General features: G+C 36.8%; 13 protein-coding genes. 12 read left to right on the forward strand and 1 reads right to left on the reverse strand.

The annotated features are described in order from the left end of the window. Window positions 1-382 precede the first annotated feature (382 nt). The 12 genes from AC0L3Q_RS19065 (at window position 383) to AC0L3Q_RS19120 (ending at window position 12,531) form a co-directional block, all read left to right on the forward strand. On the forward strand, window positions 383-1,606 hold the full coding sequence (locus AC0L3Q_RS19065; protein ID WP_473282010.1) for an efflux RND transporter periplasmic adaptor subunit: 1,224 nt from the start codon (window positions 383-385) through the stop codon (window positions 1,604-1,606). 107 nt (window positions 1,607-1,713) lie between these two features. Further along, window positions 1,714-4,902, forward strand: coding sequence for an efflux RND transporter permease subunit (locus tag AC0L3Q_RS19070; RefSeq protein ID WP_473282012.1), 3,189 nt, complete (start codon window positions 1,714-1,716; stop codon window positions 4,900-4,902). Between the two features lie 97 nt (window positions 4,903-4,999). Then, entirely contained in the window at window positions 5,000-5,641 is a 642-nt protein-coding gene (locus tag AC0L3Q_RS19075; RefSeq protein ID WP_473282014.1) for an NADPH-dependent F420 reductase, read from the forward strand. A gap of 87 nt (window positions 5,642-5,728) precedes the next feature. Beyond that, window positions 5,729-7,198, forward strand: coding sequence for a TolC family protein (locus tag AC0L3Q_RS19080; protein ID WP_473282016.1), 1,470 nt, complete (start codon window positions 5,729-5,731; stop codon window positions 7,196-7,198). A 92-nt stretch (window positions 7,199-7,290) separates the two neighbouring features. Then, complete coding sequence (locus AC0L3Q_RS19085) at window positions 7,291-7,578, forward strand: hypothetical protein (protein WP_473282018.1); 288 nt, start codon at window positions 7,291-7,293, stop codon at window positions 7,576-7,578. Beyond that, window positions 7,575-8,195, forward strand: coding sequence for a helix-turn-helix domain-containing protein (locus tag AC0L3Q_RS19090; RefSeq protein ID WP_473282020.1), 621 nt, complete (start codon window positions 7,575-7,577; stop codon window positions 8,193-8,195). The genes AC0L3Q_RS19085 and AC0L3Q_RS19090 overlap by 4 nt, the downstream gene beginning before the upstream one ends. Before the next feature lie 99 nt (window positions 8,196-8,294). Next, on the forward strand, window positions 8,295-9,134 hold the full coding sequence (locus AC0L3Q_RS19095; RefSeq protein WP_473282022.1) for an aldo/keto reductase: 840 nt from the start codon (window positions 8,295-8,297) through the stop codon (window positions 9,132-9,134). 38 nt (window positions 9,135-9,172) lie between these two features. After that, window positions 9,173-9,367, forward strand: coding sequence for a hypothetical protein (locus AC0L3Q_RS19100; RefSeq protein ID WP_473282024.1), 195 nt, complete (start codon window positions 9,173-9,175; stop codon window positions 9,365-9,367). A 119-nt stretch (window positions 9,368-9,486) separates the two neighbouring features. Then, window positions 9,487-10,347, forward strand: a complete 861-nt coding sequence (locus AC0L3Q_RS19105) for a DUF6503 family protein (RefSeq protein WP_473282026.1) — start codon at window positions 9,487-9,489, stop codon at window positions 10,345-10,347. Window positions 10,348-10,565: 218 nt separating this feature from the next. Then, on the forward strand, window positions 10,566-10,823 hold the full coding sequence (locus tag AC0L3Q_RS19110) for a hypothetical protein (RefSeq protein ID WP_473282028.1): 258 nt from the start codon (window positions 10,566-10,568) through the stop codon (window positions 10,821-10,823). A gap of 49 nt (window positions 10,824-10,872) precedes the next feature. Continuing rightward, window positions 10,873-11,763 carry a helix-turn-helix domain-containing protein gene (locus AC0L3Q_RS19115; RefSeq protein WP_473282030.1) on the forward strand — a complete coding sequence of 297 codons (891 nt, stop codon included), beginning with the start codon at window positions 10,873-10,875 and terminating at the stop codon, window positions 11,761-11,763. Between the two features lie 90 nt (window positions 11,764-11,853). Beyond that, window positions 11,854-12,531 (forward strand): SDR family NAD(P)-dependent oxidoreductase, encoded by a 678-nt coding sequence (locus AC0L3Q_RS19120; protein WP_473282032.1) that lies wholly within the window; start codon window positions 11,854-11,856, stop codon window positions 12,529-12,531. Between the two features lie 197 nt (window positions 12,532-12,728). Here the strand turns inward: AC0L3Q_RS19120 and AC0L3Q_RS19125 are convergent, their stop codons facing one another. After that, window positions 12,729-14,264 carry a Do family serine endopeptidase gene (locus AC0L3Q_RS19125; RefSeq protein ID WP_473282034.1) on the reverse strand — a complete coding sequence of 512 codons (1,536 nt, stop codon included), beginning with the start codon at window positions 14,262-14,264 and terminating at the stop codon, window positions 12,729-12,731. Window positions 14,265-14,371: the final 107 nt, after the last annotated feature.

Genomic DNA, 14,371 nt, shown 5'->3' on the forward strand with positions numbered 1-14,371 from the left:
TTTATTGATTGAAAATGATTAGTGTATCCATTGTTGTAAACAGTTTTAGCCCCTACAATAAATTGGATGGTTGTTTTATTACAGGTTCCTTTAATATAAAACCTTCTCCAAAATTCAAAATTGGTAAAATCAGAAATAAGGTGAAAAATTTTAAATTCATATAATGCTTTATAACGTATACCTACGGCTCTAGATCACTATTTTTCCAAATATAGAAAATATAATCACGTCTTATTGGCCTCGTTCTGTCCTTCATTTAGAGCAAAAAACACCTGAATATTAAATTTTGGTCATTTACCCTTTGTTTTTGGTTAACTCATTGGCCTACATCGTCAATACATTTGTACTATCAAATTTTAATAACATCGAAAACAACAATACAATGAAAACAATACTTCCAAACATCAAAAAAAGCACCAAGCAAATAAGCATATTTGCTGGATTAGCTCTTGCAGTATTAGCTATTATAGCTCTTACAAGCAAAAACAACACTAACGAAGATCAAGCTACTACTATACAGGCAATGCCCGTAGAAGTAGCACTACCTGTATTTGAAAAAATTACAGAATGGGATGAATACACCGGACGTTTTGAAGCGAGTAATCGCGTAGCTGTAAGAGCTCGAGTTAGCGGTTATATCCAAAACGTAAGTTTCAAAGACGGACAATCGGTTACTAAAGGAGATGTTTTATTTACCATTGATCAAAGACCTTTTAAAATTGCGTTAAGTCAAGCCAGAGCAAGTTATGGTCAGGCACAAGCCAGATTAACTATCGCAAAAGATAACTTTGATCGTGTACAATCTCTAAGAGAATCTGGAGCCGTATCTCTAGAAGAATATGATAACCGAAAGCAAGCCTTAGCTGGTGCAAAAGCTTCGTTACAATTGGCACAGGCTTCGGTAGATAATGCCAAACTAAATCTTGAATTTACTAAAGTAAAAGCACCTATTTCTGGACGTGTAAGTCGTGACTTGATCAATGAAGGAAACCTGATTGATGGGGGGTCTTCAAATTCGACATTGCTTACTACAATCGTTGCTACAAGTCCAATTCACTTTTATTTTAAAGGAAGTGAATCAGATTTTCTAAAATATTCCCGTCTAGCTCAAAATGGAGAAAGAGGATCATCTCGTTCTACAGCCAACCCTGTTTTTCTGAAACTACAAGATGAGGATGAATACAAACACAAAGCCGTAATGGATTTTGTAGACAACGAAATCGACAGAAGTACGGGAACTATTGAAGGTAGAGCAACTTTAGAAAACAAGGATGGTCTTATTGAGCCTGGAATGTTTGGTAAAGCCAGACTATTGGGAAGTGCAGAGCATGAAGCACTAATGATTCCCGACGAAATTATAGGTACTAATCAATCCGTAAGGTTCGTTTATGTTCTAGGTGAGGATAATCAAGTGACCATAAAGAATGTAGAACTTGGTCCATTACATACCAATGGCTTACGAATTATTAGAAAAGGGTTAACGCCAGAGGATAAATTGATTACCAATAACATTCAGAAGATCAGACCTGGGGTTGCAGTAAGTCCAAAAGAAACCGTATTAACTACCAATAACAAAGACATTCTAGCTTTTACAAAAGAAGAATAAACACAATCACATAACGAATCCATTACATCACTGTCCACCAACACTTTATCATGGACTAACGGACAGTGACAGGGGATTCTTTTTTCCAATACTAAAAAATAGAAATCATGAAATTTAGTCACATTTTTATAAAAAGACCCATTTTCGCAGCGGTGTTGAGCATCCTGATATTGATCGTGGGCGGATTGGCATACGTATCCTTGCCAGTATCACAGTTTCCTGATGTTGCTCCTCCAACCATTGAAGTAGTAGCAGCTTATCCTGGAGCCAACGCACAAACACTTTCTGAAACCGTTGCCACTCCGCTGGAGAAAGAAATCAACGGTGTTGAAAATATGATCTATATGACCTCACAATCTGCAGCAGATGGTCGGGTAACTCTTCAAGTTGCTTTTGAGTTAGGAACCGACCTGGATAAAGCTCAGGTACAAGTACAAAATCGAGTTGCCATTGCAGAACCCCGGTTACCAGAATCTGTAAGAAGATTAGGGATCACTACAAAGAAAATATCACCAGATATCTTATTGGTTGTCAATATGTATTCTCCAAACAAAACCTACGACCAGACCTATATCGGTAACTATGCGACATTACAATTAAAGGATGAATTGGCTCGTATTAAGGGAATTGGAGATATCCAACTATTTGGTGCAGCAGAATATGCAATGCGTATCTGGTTGGATCCAGATCGAATTGCCAATCTGGATATGACTGCCGGAGAAGTGTTAACCGCACTTCGAGGTCAAAACGTTCAAATCGCCAGTGGGACACTAAATACATTACCTTCAGGAAGCCAATCTGCATTTGAAATTAACATACAAACCCAAGGAAAACTAGTCACTACAGAAGAATTTGAAAACATTATTATTAAATCAGGAGAAAATGGACGAATTGTACAATTAAAAGATGTAGGACGTGTAGAACTTGGCGCTCAAAACTATGCTACCAAAGGATATTTGGGTAAAGATCCGGCAATTGCAATGCCTATATTTCAGCAACCTGGAGGAAACGCATTAGAAACAGCTGCAGAAATTCAAGCCAAAATGGTCGAACTCTCCAAAAACTTTCCAGAAGATTTAGAATATAAAATAGCATACAACCCAACAGAGTTTGTACAAAAATCTGTTGATGAAGTCTATCACACCATTTTTGAAGCTGTGCTCCTAGTAGTATTCGTTATTCTATTATTCCTACAATCCTGGAGAGCGGCAATTATCCCTATTTTGGCTATCCCAGTCTCTCTTATCGGAACATTTGCCGTAATGCAGGCTATCGGGTTTTCATTGAATAACTTAACCCTTTTCGGACTAGTCCTTGCCATTGGTATTGTGGTAGATGATGCTATTGTTGTGGTAGAAAACATGGAACGTTATCTGGCACAAGGGTTATCCCCAAAAGATGCTGCCCGTAAAACCATGGATGAAGTTGGTGGTGCATTAGTTGCTATTGGGTTAGTATTAATCGCCGTATTTATCCCTACTACATTTTTAGAAGGTATCTCAGGACAATTCTACAAACAATTCGGACTTACAATAGCGGTAGCCACAGCAATTTCAGTTTTTGTTTCATTAACACTAAGTCCCGCAATGGCCGCTTTATTAATGAAACACGAAGTACATAATCCCAATAAGAAAACTCCCCTATTACTAAGACCATTAAAATTTATTGGTGATGGTTTTAACCGTTTTATGGACAACCTATCCAATCGATATGGGAACAGCGTTCGTAAATTAGTTAGAACCAGTGCCATGGTCATGGTGGTCTATGGAGGGCTTATTGCATTTACTGGATTTGAATTTAATCGTGTAGCCACTGGATTTGTACCAGCAATGGATCAACAGTATTTTATAACAGCAATCCAGTTACCACCGGGATCTTCTTTAAGCAGAACGGATAAAGTGGTAAATGACGCGTTAGATGTATTACTCAAAGTAGACGGGGTTGAAACTGCAGTATCATTTACTGGTTTTGACGGAGCATCATTTACCAATGCATCCAATGCTGCCGCAATTTTCGTAACACTTGAAGATTTTGATGTTCGAAACGAAAAAGGAATTGGTTACAACGATTTACTCGCTACACTGCGAGGTAAAATGGCACAAATCGATGAGGCTTTCGTTGTTGTGATACCACCTCCATCGGTACGTGGTATTGGTAACGCAGGTGGATTTAGAATGATGGTTCAGGATAGAGCAAATCTAGGTACAGACGAATTAATTAACGCCACCTATACCCTAGCCGCTGCTGCTAACCAGGATCCAGCACTCAACAGTGTATTTACATTCTTTAATAACCAAACCCCCCAATTATATTTGGATATCGATCGTGTAAAAGCGGAACAATTAGGAATTGATGTTGCGGATGTCTTCCAATCTTTAGAAGTCTACTTAGGTTCTGCTTTTGTCAACGAATTCAACTATTTAGGAAGAACGTATCAAGTAACAGCCCAGGCAGATGCCCCAAACAGATTAACACCGGATGACATCTCCAGAATTAAGGTAAGAAATAATCAGGGTGAAATGGTGCCTCTAGGCACCATTAGTACTCAAAAGGATATTGCCGGCCCAAATAGAATCCCCAGATTCAATTTATATCCATCGGCATCATTAGTTGGAGATATTGCACCGGGATACAGTACAGGTCAAGCACTTGATCGTATGGAAAAACTGGCCGCAGAAGTATTACCCCAAGGGATTTCTTTTGAATGGACAGAAATGGCCTATCAACAAAAACAAACAGAAAATACAGCAGCAATTGCATTCTTATTGGCCGTAGTGTTTGTCTTCTTATTGTTAGCAGCTCAATTTGAAAGCTTGGTACTACCCCTCGCAGTCATTTTTATCGTACCCATGGTATTACTCTCTGCAATGATTGGTGTGGATTTTGCTGGATTGGACAATAACATCATGGTTCAAATTGGATTGGTGGTTCTCGTAGGATTGGCAAGTAAAAATGCTATTCTGATCGTCGAGTTCGCCAAACAACTGGAAGATCAGGGTAATGACTTAAAAACGGCAGTGATCGAAGCTTCCAAACTACGATTACGTCCTATTTTGATGACAGCAATGGCATTTATTCTAGGTGTTGTTCCTCTTGCTATAGCCACCGGAGCCGGTGCAGAATTGAGAGTATCCTTAGGGATTGCAGTATTCAGCGGTATGCTTGGAGTTACGCTCTTCGGAATCTTCTTAACACCAGTATTCTATTATTTGGGACGACGATTAACTACAAAAAGATCAAAGACTGAAAAATTGGAATCCAAAGAGATGATCTCAAAACAAATTCAAACTGCTTAAGGATATTACATTTTGGTCAGTGTACAGGTGTTATTGGTTAACTAATAACACCTGTTGTAACCGAAATTTGTAACAAGAAATCAAAACATTAATAACAATGAAAACTACATCATACAATATAGGAATTATAGGTTCGGGTGCCATAGGTGGTATCTTGGGAACCTACTGGGCACAAGCTGGACACAAAGTAATGTTTAGCTCGAGAAATCCTGAAAAACTAGCTACGTTAGTTGAAAAAGCCGGAGACAATTCGCAATTCGGTTCTGTAGAAGAGGCGACTCAATTTGGAGATATTATTCTGCTGGCTGTGAATTACAGTTCAATAAATGAAGCTATCGAAAAAATTAAAGGGCTAGTGACTGATAAAATCATTATAGACGCTACCAATCCATTGGTGAAAACAGAAAATGTCTATCAAAATATGATTCCAAAGAACACCACTGCTGGTGAAAGAATGCAACGGTTACTCCCCGATGCAAAAATTATGAAATCATACACCACACTTTGGTCCAAATATCTAGAAACCGAATCCAATAGAAAAGATGGATTACTAGTAATGCCGCTAAGTGGTGGTGACAAAGCAGATAAACAAAAAGTAGCTCAACTAATTATGGATTCGGGGTTTCATCCCTACGATTTGGGTGATCTTTCACAATCAAAACCTCAAGATCCAGGAAGTTCGATTTGGAATAAGCCATTGCCTCTAAAACAATTTGATGAAGCAATTCAAACACATTAGATTTTGGTCATACAAGGAGTGTTATTGGTTATCTATAAACACCCTTTGAGACCGAAATTTGTAATAAGAAATTAAAACATAGAAATCATGAAAAATCTAACACTAATAACCATATTATCTCTACTGTTGGTTTCCTGTGGGATTACCAAAAGAGATATTGAAGTAAACGCTCCTCTTACTGTAAGTGAAAATTACTTAGAAACTGCGTCGCAAGATTCAGTTTTCACTCAAGCAAATACGCAAATTACGATAAATTGGTGGAGCGAATTTAACGATCCTATTTTGGATACCCTTATCCAAAAAGCAAGAAAACATAATTTAGATATTAATACTGCAATAGCCAATTTTTATGCCTCCAGAGCTTTGGTAAAAGAAACCAAACTTGACAGATTACCAACCGTTACCGCCAATGGAAATGTCACTAGAACACGACTAGGGGAAAACATATTTGTCCCTGGTGCAAATCCAACATTTACCACCTACAATGGCAGCTTTGATGCCTTTTGGGAAACAGATTTATTTGGACGTGTATCTAATAGAATAAAAGGAGCTGTTGCAAATCAACAATTAGCACTAAACGACCTACAAAGCGTATATGTAAGCATTTTTGCCGAAGTATCCAGAAATTACATCGAACTAAGAGGCGCACAATACCAATTGGATATTGCAAACCGTAATCTTAATGGACAACAAGAAACTTATGATCTAACTGTTCGTTTATCAGATGCGGGAACCAGTAATCAATTGGATGTATCAAGAGCATTAGCACAATTGGAAAACACGAGAGCCACTATCCCCCCATTAAAAGCGAGAATTGAAGCATTAAAAAATAGCCTCAGTGTTTTAATCGGTGAAGTACCTGGTAGTTTGGACACCAACATTGTCACCAAAAAACCATTACCTAGTCTTCCTGAAACTATATCTATTGGAGATGTAACTAATTTATTACGCAGACGTCCTGATGTAAAACATGCCGAAGCCGAATTACAACTTCAGATTGCGAAATATAATCTCTCGGTTGCCGAATTGTATCCAAAAATTCAGTTTGGTGGATCGATAGGGTTTTCTGCTGTTGACTTTTCAAACTTTGCCAGCAACGAATCATTTACATGGAGCATTTTTCCCAGTATTAGTTGGGCAGCGTTCAACTTAGGTAGAGTAAAACAACAAATCAATAAAGAAGATGCGCTGACTCTTGCCGCATTGCAACAATACGAAAAAACAGTGCTAAAGGCTCTAGAAGAAATCAGAACCGCAATGACCAATTACACCAACGAATTAGAACGTAGAGAAATATTAAGAAAATCATCTTTAGCCAGTGCCAAAGCTACTGAAATTGCCAAAAAACGTTTCAACGCGGGACTAGATAGTTTTATCGATTACCTAAACGCAGACAATACGCTATTGCTAGCAGAAAACAGATTGGCTACAAGCGAAATAGCTTCTGCTACATCTCTAATAGCTATTTACAAAGCACTTGGTGGGGGTTGGGAAATTATCTCTGAAGTAGAACTGGATAAACAACTAGATACTATGAAATTGGCAGAATCCAAATAACCACATACAACAAATTTTAGTGTTGGATAAAACGGTGATATTTCAGAAATGAGTGTCGCCGTTTTTATCTTAAAATGTACTATCTTTTAGAAATGAAAATAGATGGAATACATACTTTATCTACGATCAAAGAGTATTTTGATTTTATCAACTTCGACTGCCCTGTTTTTAACGGATTTGCTATTGGAAGATTGGAAGATTCGGCAAAAGTGATTCCTCAAAAAATGCCTCCGTATCGTAAACGATTTTATAAGATTATGTTCATTCTAAGCGGGGAAATTGATATGCATAACAATGAGAATGAAGGTCACCTTAGCACCAATACTTTATTTTTTCTGGCGAAGGCCATATCCAATCCTGGGAAAGTATTGCTCCTATGAGCGGATATATCATCTATTTTACCTCAGACTTTTATTCTGTAGTTCATAAAAAGAATAAATTACATTCTGATTTTCCTTTTTTTACTCAAAATGCATCGATGAGTATCTCCATAACTCAAAATGAAAGTGAACACTTGCAACGAACTTGCGAAAATATCATTTCGCTATCCCATCAAGATTTATCGAATAAAGAAGATATTTTTAGGTCTTATCTCAATATCGTACTCCTGGAATCCAAAAATCTCTACGAAGAAAAACTGGGGACCGCGGCGGTGGTTCAAGATTCTGATAAACGAATATTGAATAGCTTTAATCAACTCATAGAGCAACAGTATAATTTGGACCAAGAAAATGTACTTAAATCGGTAAAAGAGTTTGCCGATCACATCTCTATCCACCCTACCCATCTTAACTATGTGGTAAAAAGTCTAACGGGCAATACCGCTTTACAGCTTATCCATAACAGAAAACTTCAGGAAGCGAAGTCTTTATTATTTCAAACGTCTAAAACCGTTAGTGAAATAGCCTACGATTTACACTTTGACAACCCTACTCATTTTGTGCGTTTCGTAAAGAAAAAGACGGGTAAAACACCGCTTCAACTACGCAATACTTAAAACTGGTCATCCCTTCTTGTTTTTTGGTTTAATACAAGGCTATTAAGCCAAGTATATTTGTAGTGTTAAACAGAATAATAATTTTATAACACTACAAAAATGAAAACAATAGCACAAAATAGCCCGTATAAGATAGGCGGAGAGATAGAAGTAAACCGTCTCGGATACGGGGCTTTACAAACCACTGGTCCTGGAGGGTATGGACACCCTAAGAACAAAGAAAAAATGTTACGCCTACTGCAAAAAACGATAGATTTGGGGATCAACTTCATCGATACTGCAGATAGTTATGGGCCTCACATTTCCGAAGAACTTATTGCAGAAGCACTACATCCATATCGTAAAGAAACTCTAATCGCAACCAAAGTAGGGTACGAACGCCCTAATGGAAGCTGGATCGTTAATAATGACCCAAATCGCATGCGTAAAGCCTTAGAAGGAAGTTTACGACGATTAAAAGTGGAGCAAATCGATCTCTATCAATTACATCGTGTAGATGCTTCTATCCCTTTGTCAGAACAGATTGGTTTTTTGGTAGATGTACAAAAAGAAGGATTGATCAAACATATTGGATTATCCGAAGTGAATCTACAACAACTACAGGAAGCAATGACCTACGCTCCCATAGCTAGTGTACAGAACCAATACAGCTACGGGAATAGAAAATGGGAAGATGTTCTGGAGTTTACCGCTCAACATGACATCGCATTTTTACCTTGGTACCCTCTAGATGCAGGGAACGTTTACGGCAAACAAAAATTAGAAACTATTGCCAAAAAATATGGCTTCAGTACACATCAAATAGCTCTTGCCTGGTTACTACATCATTCTGATAACATTATCGTAATCCCCGGAACTTCTAATCCAAAGCATTTGGAAGACAATGTGGTGGCCGCTCATATTCCTTTAACCCAATCAGATCTTGATTTTTTAGGTTAAAAACCAAAACATCAATATCCGTTTAAAACGATAAAATCATGAAAAAGATAAAATCAACACTTATTGTATGGATAGCCATTTATCCAGCAATAACAGTAATACTAATCGTTTTTGGAGAATACTTAAACCATTTACCAATTCTGCTTAGGACTTTTGTTTTAACCATTGTTTTGGTACCTTTAATGGTGTATTTTCTAATTCCATTTTGGACTAAAGTATTTTCAAAAGATTAAATAAAAAGTAAAGCTGTGGTTATCAAACTATAATCACAACGTTTAAATTATAAAACACATAAAAATTAAGGCTAAATGCTAGTTTTGTAACATGATTCTTGAGAACCAATATTTTGATTATGAAACAATTACTTTTAGTACTTAGCCTTAGTATTCTTTTTCAAAGTTGTAAAATAGCAGATCTAAGAACAACAGCTATTGATGAAAATACACCGAAAAGAGAGGAAAAAGCCATCTTGCTCATTGATAAAGTAATTACAACTTACAATCTGCAGAAACTCAGAGATGCTGACACCTATTCTTGTAAAGCCTCTGACAATTGGAAAGGCCTAATGGCAATTGTTAACCCACTTCCCAAGGACAATGAACTTATGGAACTTCGATTCAGACCTAATTCATTTGACGGACAATTCAATTACCTGAAAACAAAGAAAAAAACCATCCATGGTGTGCAATCTTTTAAATACTACATGATCAAAGAGAATGGGGATATCATTCGTAAAAAGAAAAGAAGTATTGTTTTTACGTTACCAGCTATTCAATATTTTTTTGAATTACCGCTTCGTTTGAAAAACGCTCCTATTCTAAAATACGCGGGAACAATCACATTTGAAAATAATGATTATGATTTGGTCTTTGCTACCTGGCAACAATTGAAACCGCACCAAGAACACGACCAATACTTATTGTATATTAATCAGAAAACAGGCCTTCTGGATTTTGCCAATTATACCGTACGTGGCATGTATCTCCCAACACCAAAAAACATCTATGGTTCTATTCGGTACACAAATTTACAAACAAACAAAGAAGGCGTAGTTTATCCGGAGACTATGTTCGTTCAACTCAGCCATTTGAAAAAAGAAAAACGTACTTTACACACCCTACACTTTTCTGATCTGAAACTCAATAGTTTTGACGTCTCCTTACTCTATCCCATTAAGAATTTGGAGTTTATTGGGGATGCGAAATCAAAATAGAAATATTGATCTTCATGACAAGTCCTTATCTGAGTCCATTATCAAAGAAGCAACCTTGATCGGATTGACACAAAGAAATGCAATACATTCACAAAAGACCTGTAACCTTCGTTACAGGTCTTTAATATTAAAAAATGGTCATTTTGTCTCGTATTATGGTTAACACTAAGAAGCATTATGGAAGTAGCTTTGTAATGAACTTAAAAATCTTAGAAATCATGAAAAACGAGTATAATCAATTTGAAACCCCATCGATATTATATATCATTATATCAGAGCTAATTTTCTTGAAAGAAATCAGAAAAGTAAACCATCACGTAACAAAATCACTTACCTTTTTCTATAGCAAACTAAAGGCCCGTTATCAAAAATTTATTCAAAATGAATGGACTCGAGCCTACCTAGTTCTTTCGGGATATATGACGGTTTCAACCTTGTTATTACTGGCAGCTTACCAACTAGTGATTGTTTTTTAAAAAATTAGATTTTGGTCAGTCTCGTAAAATTTTTAACTAACTTTGAATTATGACCAAAAAAGCGATACCTGTTTTTGAAACGAGTAATGACCTTCATGAGGCTACCGGTTACGAACATCGTAGTCATATTCCTGGATTTGATATTTTTACGTTAGAGTCTTTGGACCCTACAACCAGAAGGTGTATGCCTCCTTACCGACAAGGTTTTTATCAAATTGGTATTTTGAGTAACGCTGGAAGCAGTCAAATAAACATTAATACCAACGAAGTCAAACTCGAAAAACTTCCGCTTTGGTTTGTTGTCCCTGGCCAGGTATTTTCTTGGGTAAGAAGTCCCGAAACTGCTGGATATCATATCCAATTTCGGAAAGAATTTGTTACTGAAATTGTTCAAAATTTAACTGCAGAATTTCCTTTTCTAAAACTTGCTGAAAACAGTGTATTTTTAATGACTCCTGAAGAGCAAAAATCGCTTGAACTAGATATGCAACGTATGCACTCTGTGTTTGAAAACCCTCATCCGTATCAAGAAAAGATGCTTCAAGGGATGCTAGTTTCGGTATTGTATAACTGTAAATCAATTTACGAACGTTTTAAAACCACTGAAAGTCATTTATCACGAGGGCAAGTACTTGCTCAGCAGTTTCAGCAACTGGTCGACAAATTATACATCGATTCCAAAAATGTAAGTGATTATGCAGAACAGTTGAATGTGACCCCTAATTACCTTACCACTACCGTAAAACAGATCACAGGCAAAACTGCCAAAGACATCATTCAAGAACGTTTGTTTTTGGAAAGCAAAACCATCCTTTCATTTACAGATTTGGACATCGCAGAAATTGCCTATCAACTTAACTTTTCAGAGCCTACCCACTTTACCCGTTTCTTTAAAAAGTATAGCGGTACGACGCCTAATAAATTTCGGCAGACACTGTAATTAAGATTTGTGTCATTTTCCCAATGAAACTGGTTATTTTTTCACTTCATCTCTTCAGAACTTTGTACTGTAATTATAAAGTACAATGCCATGAAAGAGAATAGAATTGCCTTAATTACAGAAGCTGATAACGGACTAGGGTATCAATTTGCTTCCATATTAAAGAAGCAAGGCTTTGAAGTTATTATCGCAGCAAAAAAAGATGCTCATCTCAATCTACATGAATTAGATCTTGAAGGGATCCAATTCATAGAAACAGATTTGACCCAAACAGAGGGAGTTGCTCAACTGTATTCCCATATCAAAACCGCTTATGGAAAACTAGATGTTCTTATCAACAATGCCGAAATTGCCAATGGTTTTGGGCAAAAGATCACCGAGTTGGATATGAATGACGTTAAGCGATTATATGACGAAAACTTGTTTTCTGTGATACATCTTACACAAACACTTTTTGAATTGCTCGATAACAGTAAAAATGCAACCGTGATCAACATCACTAGTGGATTAGGTAGTATGGATAAAATGAATGATGAGAGCTTTAACTACTCAGACTATAAGATGACTGCATACTCGACGGCAAAAGCTGCCCTGGATATGTTCACCCTTGTACTTCGGAAAGAGTTCGAATTAACCAACATAAACGTAAAAAGTTTTGACCCTATCCGACCAAAAAACTGTACCCACAACCAAGTAACGTTATGCCCAGAAGTAGAAAAAGAATTTCTAAATCTATTACAAATAGAGAGTTTTGTAGCCACCAACTAGAGTTTGATGCTTATTTTTTTAGGAAAACCCTGTGATATCATTTCTACCGCATACTACTAACTATAAATTTGTACATAGTTGACTACCCCTAAAACGGTATAATCAATATAACATCATGATTTTACAGAAGCCGCTACAAATAAAAAAGGTCTACAACCATGCAGACCTTTTTATCTCCAGAGAGCATATAAACTTTTTTATGAACCTATCCCAAAAGCATAGAAGTGTTTCCCTGGTAAGTTTTCATAAACCCCCTCTAACATTACACCACCATCCTTGTTTTTTAATACATCCATAAGTTCTTCAATATTGTTTATCTTTTGTCCATCTACATGGGTAATGATAAAACCTTCTTTCAATTGTGTGTGTTTGCGAAGTTTTCCGGCATAGAGTTCTGTTACTTTAACTCCTCCATCAATATCAAGTTTATTACTCGTTTCTTTATCTAAATTCTCTAATTCAGCGCCTAATTGATTCAAAATTTCCAGATGCTCTTTCTTTTTAATTTTGGTACTTCCAGTTTTATTGGCGAGTATAACTTTAACATCTTTTTCTTTTCCGTTTCTACTGAGAGTTACCAGTACTTTATCACCTGGTCGTTTTCTGGCAATCAATTCTTGTAATTCAGGAGAGGTATTTACTTTTTTATCATCTATTTTTAGGATCACATCACCCTTTTCTATCCCAGCCTTATCCGCTGCACTCTCTTCCATCACTTCTTCTATATAGACTCCCTGAGTCAAATCTATGTCTTTTTCTTTGGCAAGATTTCCGTCTAAGTTTCTAATGGTCACCCCAAGCATACCACGTTGTACAGCTCCATACTTAAGAAGGTCTTCTACAACTTTACTAGCAATATTGCTGGGAACTGCAAAGCCATATCCATTATAGGTGCCTGTTCTAGTGGCTATAGCAGTATTGATACCAATCAAATCTCCATTTAAGTTGACTAATGCCCCTCCACTATTCCCAGGATTAATTGCAGCATCGGTTTGAATAAAGCTTTCTACCGCAAATTTATCTCTGTTTACATTGATATTTCTGGCTTTAGCACTTACAATTCCAGCAGTTACCGTAGAATTCAAGCTGAAGGGATTTCCAATAGCCAATACCCACTCACCAACATTTACATCATCAGAATTCACAAAAGATAAAGCCTTAAGATCTTTAGCTTTAATCTGCAATAATGCTAAATCTGTTGAAGGGTCAGTTCCTACCACTGTGGCTTTATAAGTACCATTATCGTGTAATTTTACTTCAATTTCATCTGCACCATCAATCACATGATTGTTAGTAAGAATGTATCCATTTTTATTAATGATAACTCCAGAACCGGTTCCCATCACAGGAGCAGGAGCTTTGTTTTTTTCCAGCTGTCCTTCCGGGCCTTGGTAATAATATCTTTTATTAAAGAAATTCCCGAATGGGCTCTCTCCAAAAAACTCTCTAAACGGATCAGGTAATTCTCTGTATTGATAATTTTGGGCGGGATTATTATAGATGCGTTTGGATTGAATATGCACTACAGCATCCAGAACTTTGTTTGTAGTTTTAGTAAAGTCCAAAGGTGTTATTTCTCCTTTTTCATTTGCTGCATACAACACCTTACTGGTTGAGGAAGGGATAACCTGTTGAATGGTTATGTTTTCTGGCTTAAAATAGTAGAACCCACTCATCACTCCAAAACTAATTACCAGTGATACAGCAGCAGATATCAAATGCGTCTTTTTCATGTTTATTGTTTTTTAAGGTTATACTTGTTACTCGATAATCGAGATTTACATGTTCCAAAGTTTGCTTTCAATCCTAGATCATTTTAATTCAAATGCCTCAATAGGAC

Source organism: Aquimarina sp. KJ22-3 (assembly GCF_055808215.1).

Bases quoted from the DNA above. Each gene is read 5' to 3' on its own strand.
- AC0L3Q_RS19105 (WP_473282026.1), top strand. From the start codon at position 9,487: ATGAAACAATTACTTTTAGTACTTAGCCTTAGTATTCTTTTTCAAAGT.
- AC0L3Q_RS19070 (WP_473282012.1), top strand. From the start codon at position 1,714: ATGAAATTTAGTCACATTTTTATAAAAAGACCCATTTTCGCAGCGGTG.
- AC0L3Q_RS19095 (WP_473282022.1), top strand. From the start codon at position 8,295: ATGAAAACAATAGCACAAAATAGCCCGTATAAGATAGGCGGAGAGATA.
- AC0L3Q_RS19120 (WP_473282032.1), top strand. From the start codon at position 11,854: ATGAAAGAGAATAGAATTGCCTTAATTACAGAAGCTGATAACGGACTA.
- AC0L3Q_RS19110 (WP_473282028.1), top strand. From the start codon at position 10,566: ATGAAAAACGAGTATAATCAATTTGAAACCCCATCGATATTATATATC.
- AC0L3Q_RS19075 (WP_473282014.1), top strand. From the start codon at position 5,000: ATGAAAACTACATCATACAATATAGGAATTATAGGTTCGGGTGCCATA.
- AC0L3Q_RS19125 (WP_473282034.1), bottom strand. From the start codon at position 14,264: ATGAAAAAGACGCATTTGATATCTGCTGCTGTATCACTGGTAATTAGT.
- AC0L3Q_RS19085 (WP_473282018.1), top strand. From the start codon at position 7,291: ATGAAAATAGATGGAATACATACTTTATCTACGATCAAAGAGTATTTT.
- AC0L3Q_RS19100 (WP_473282024.1), top strand. From the start codon at position 9,173: ATGAAAAAGATAAAATCAACACTTATTGTATGGATAGCCATTTATCCA.
- AC0L3Q_RS19065 (WP_473282010.1), top strand. From the start codon at position 383: ATGAAAACAATACTTCCAAACATCAAAAAAAGCACCAAGCAAATAAGC.
- AC0L3Q_RS19090 (WP_473282020.1), top strand. From the start codon at position 7,575: ATGAGCGGATATATCATCTATTTTACCTCAGACTTTTATTCTGTAGTT.
- AC0L3Q_RS19080 (WP_473282016.1), top strand. From the start codon at position 5,729: ATGAAAAATCTAACACTAATAACCATATTATCTCTACTGTTGGTTTCC.
- AC0L3Q_RS19115 (WP_473282030.1), top strand. From the start codon at position 10,873: ATGACCAAAAAAGCGATACCTGTTTTTGAAACGAGTAATGACCTTCAT.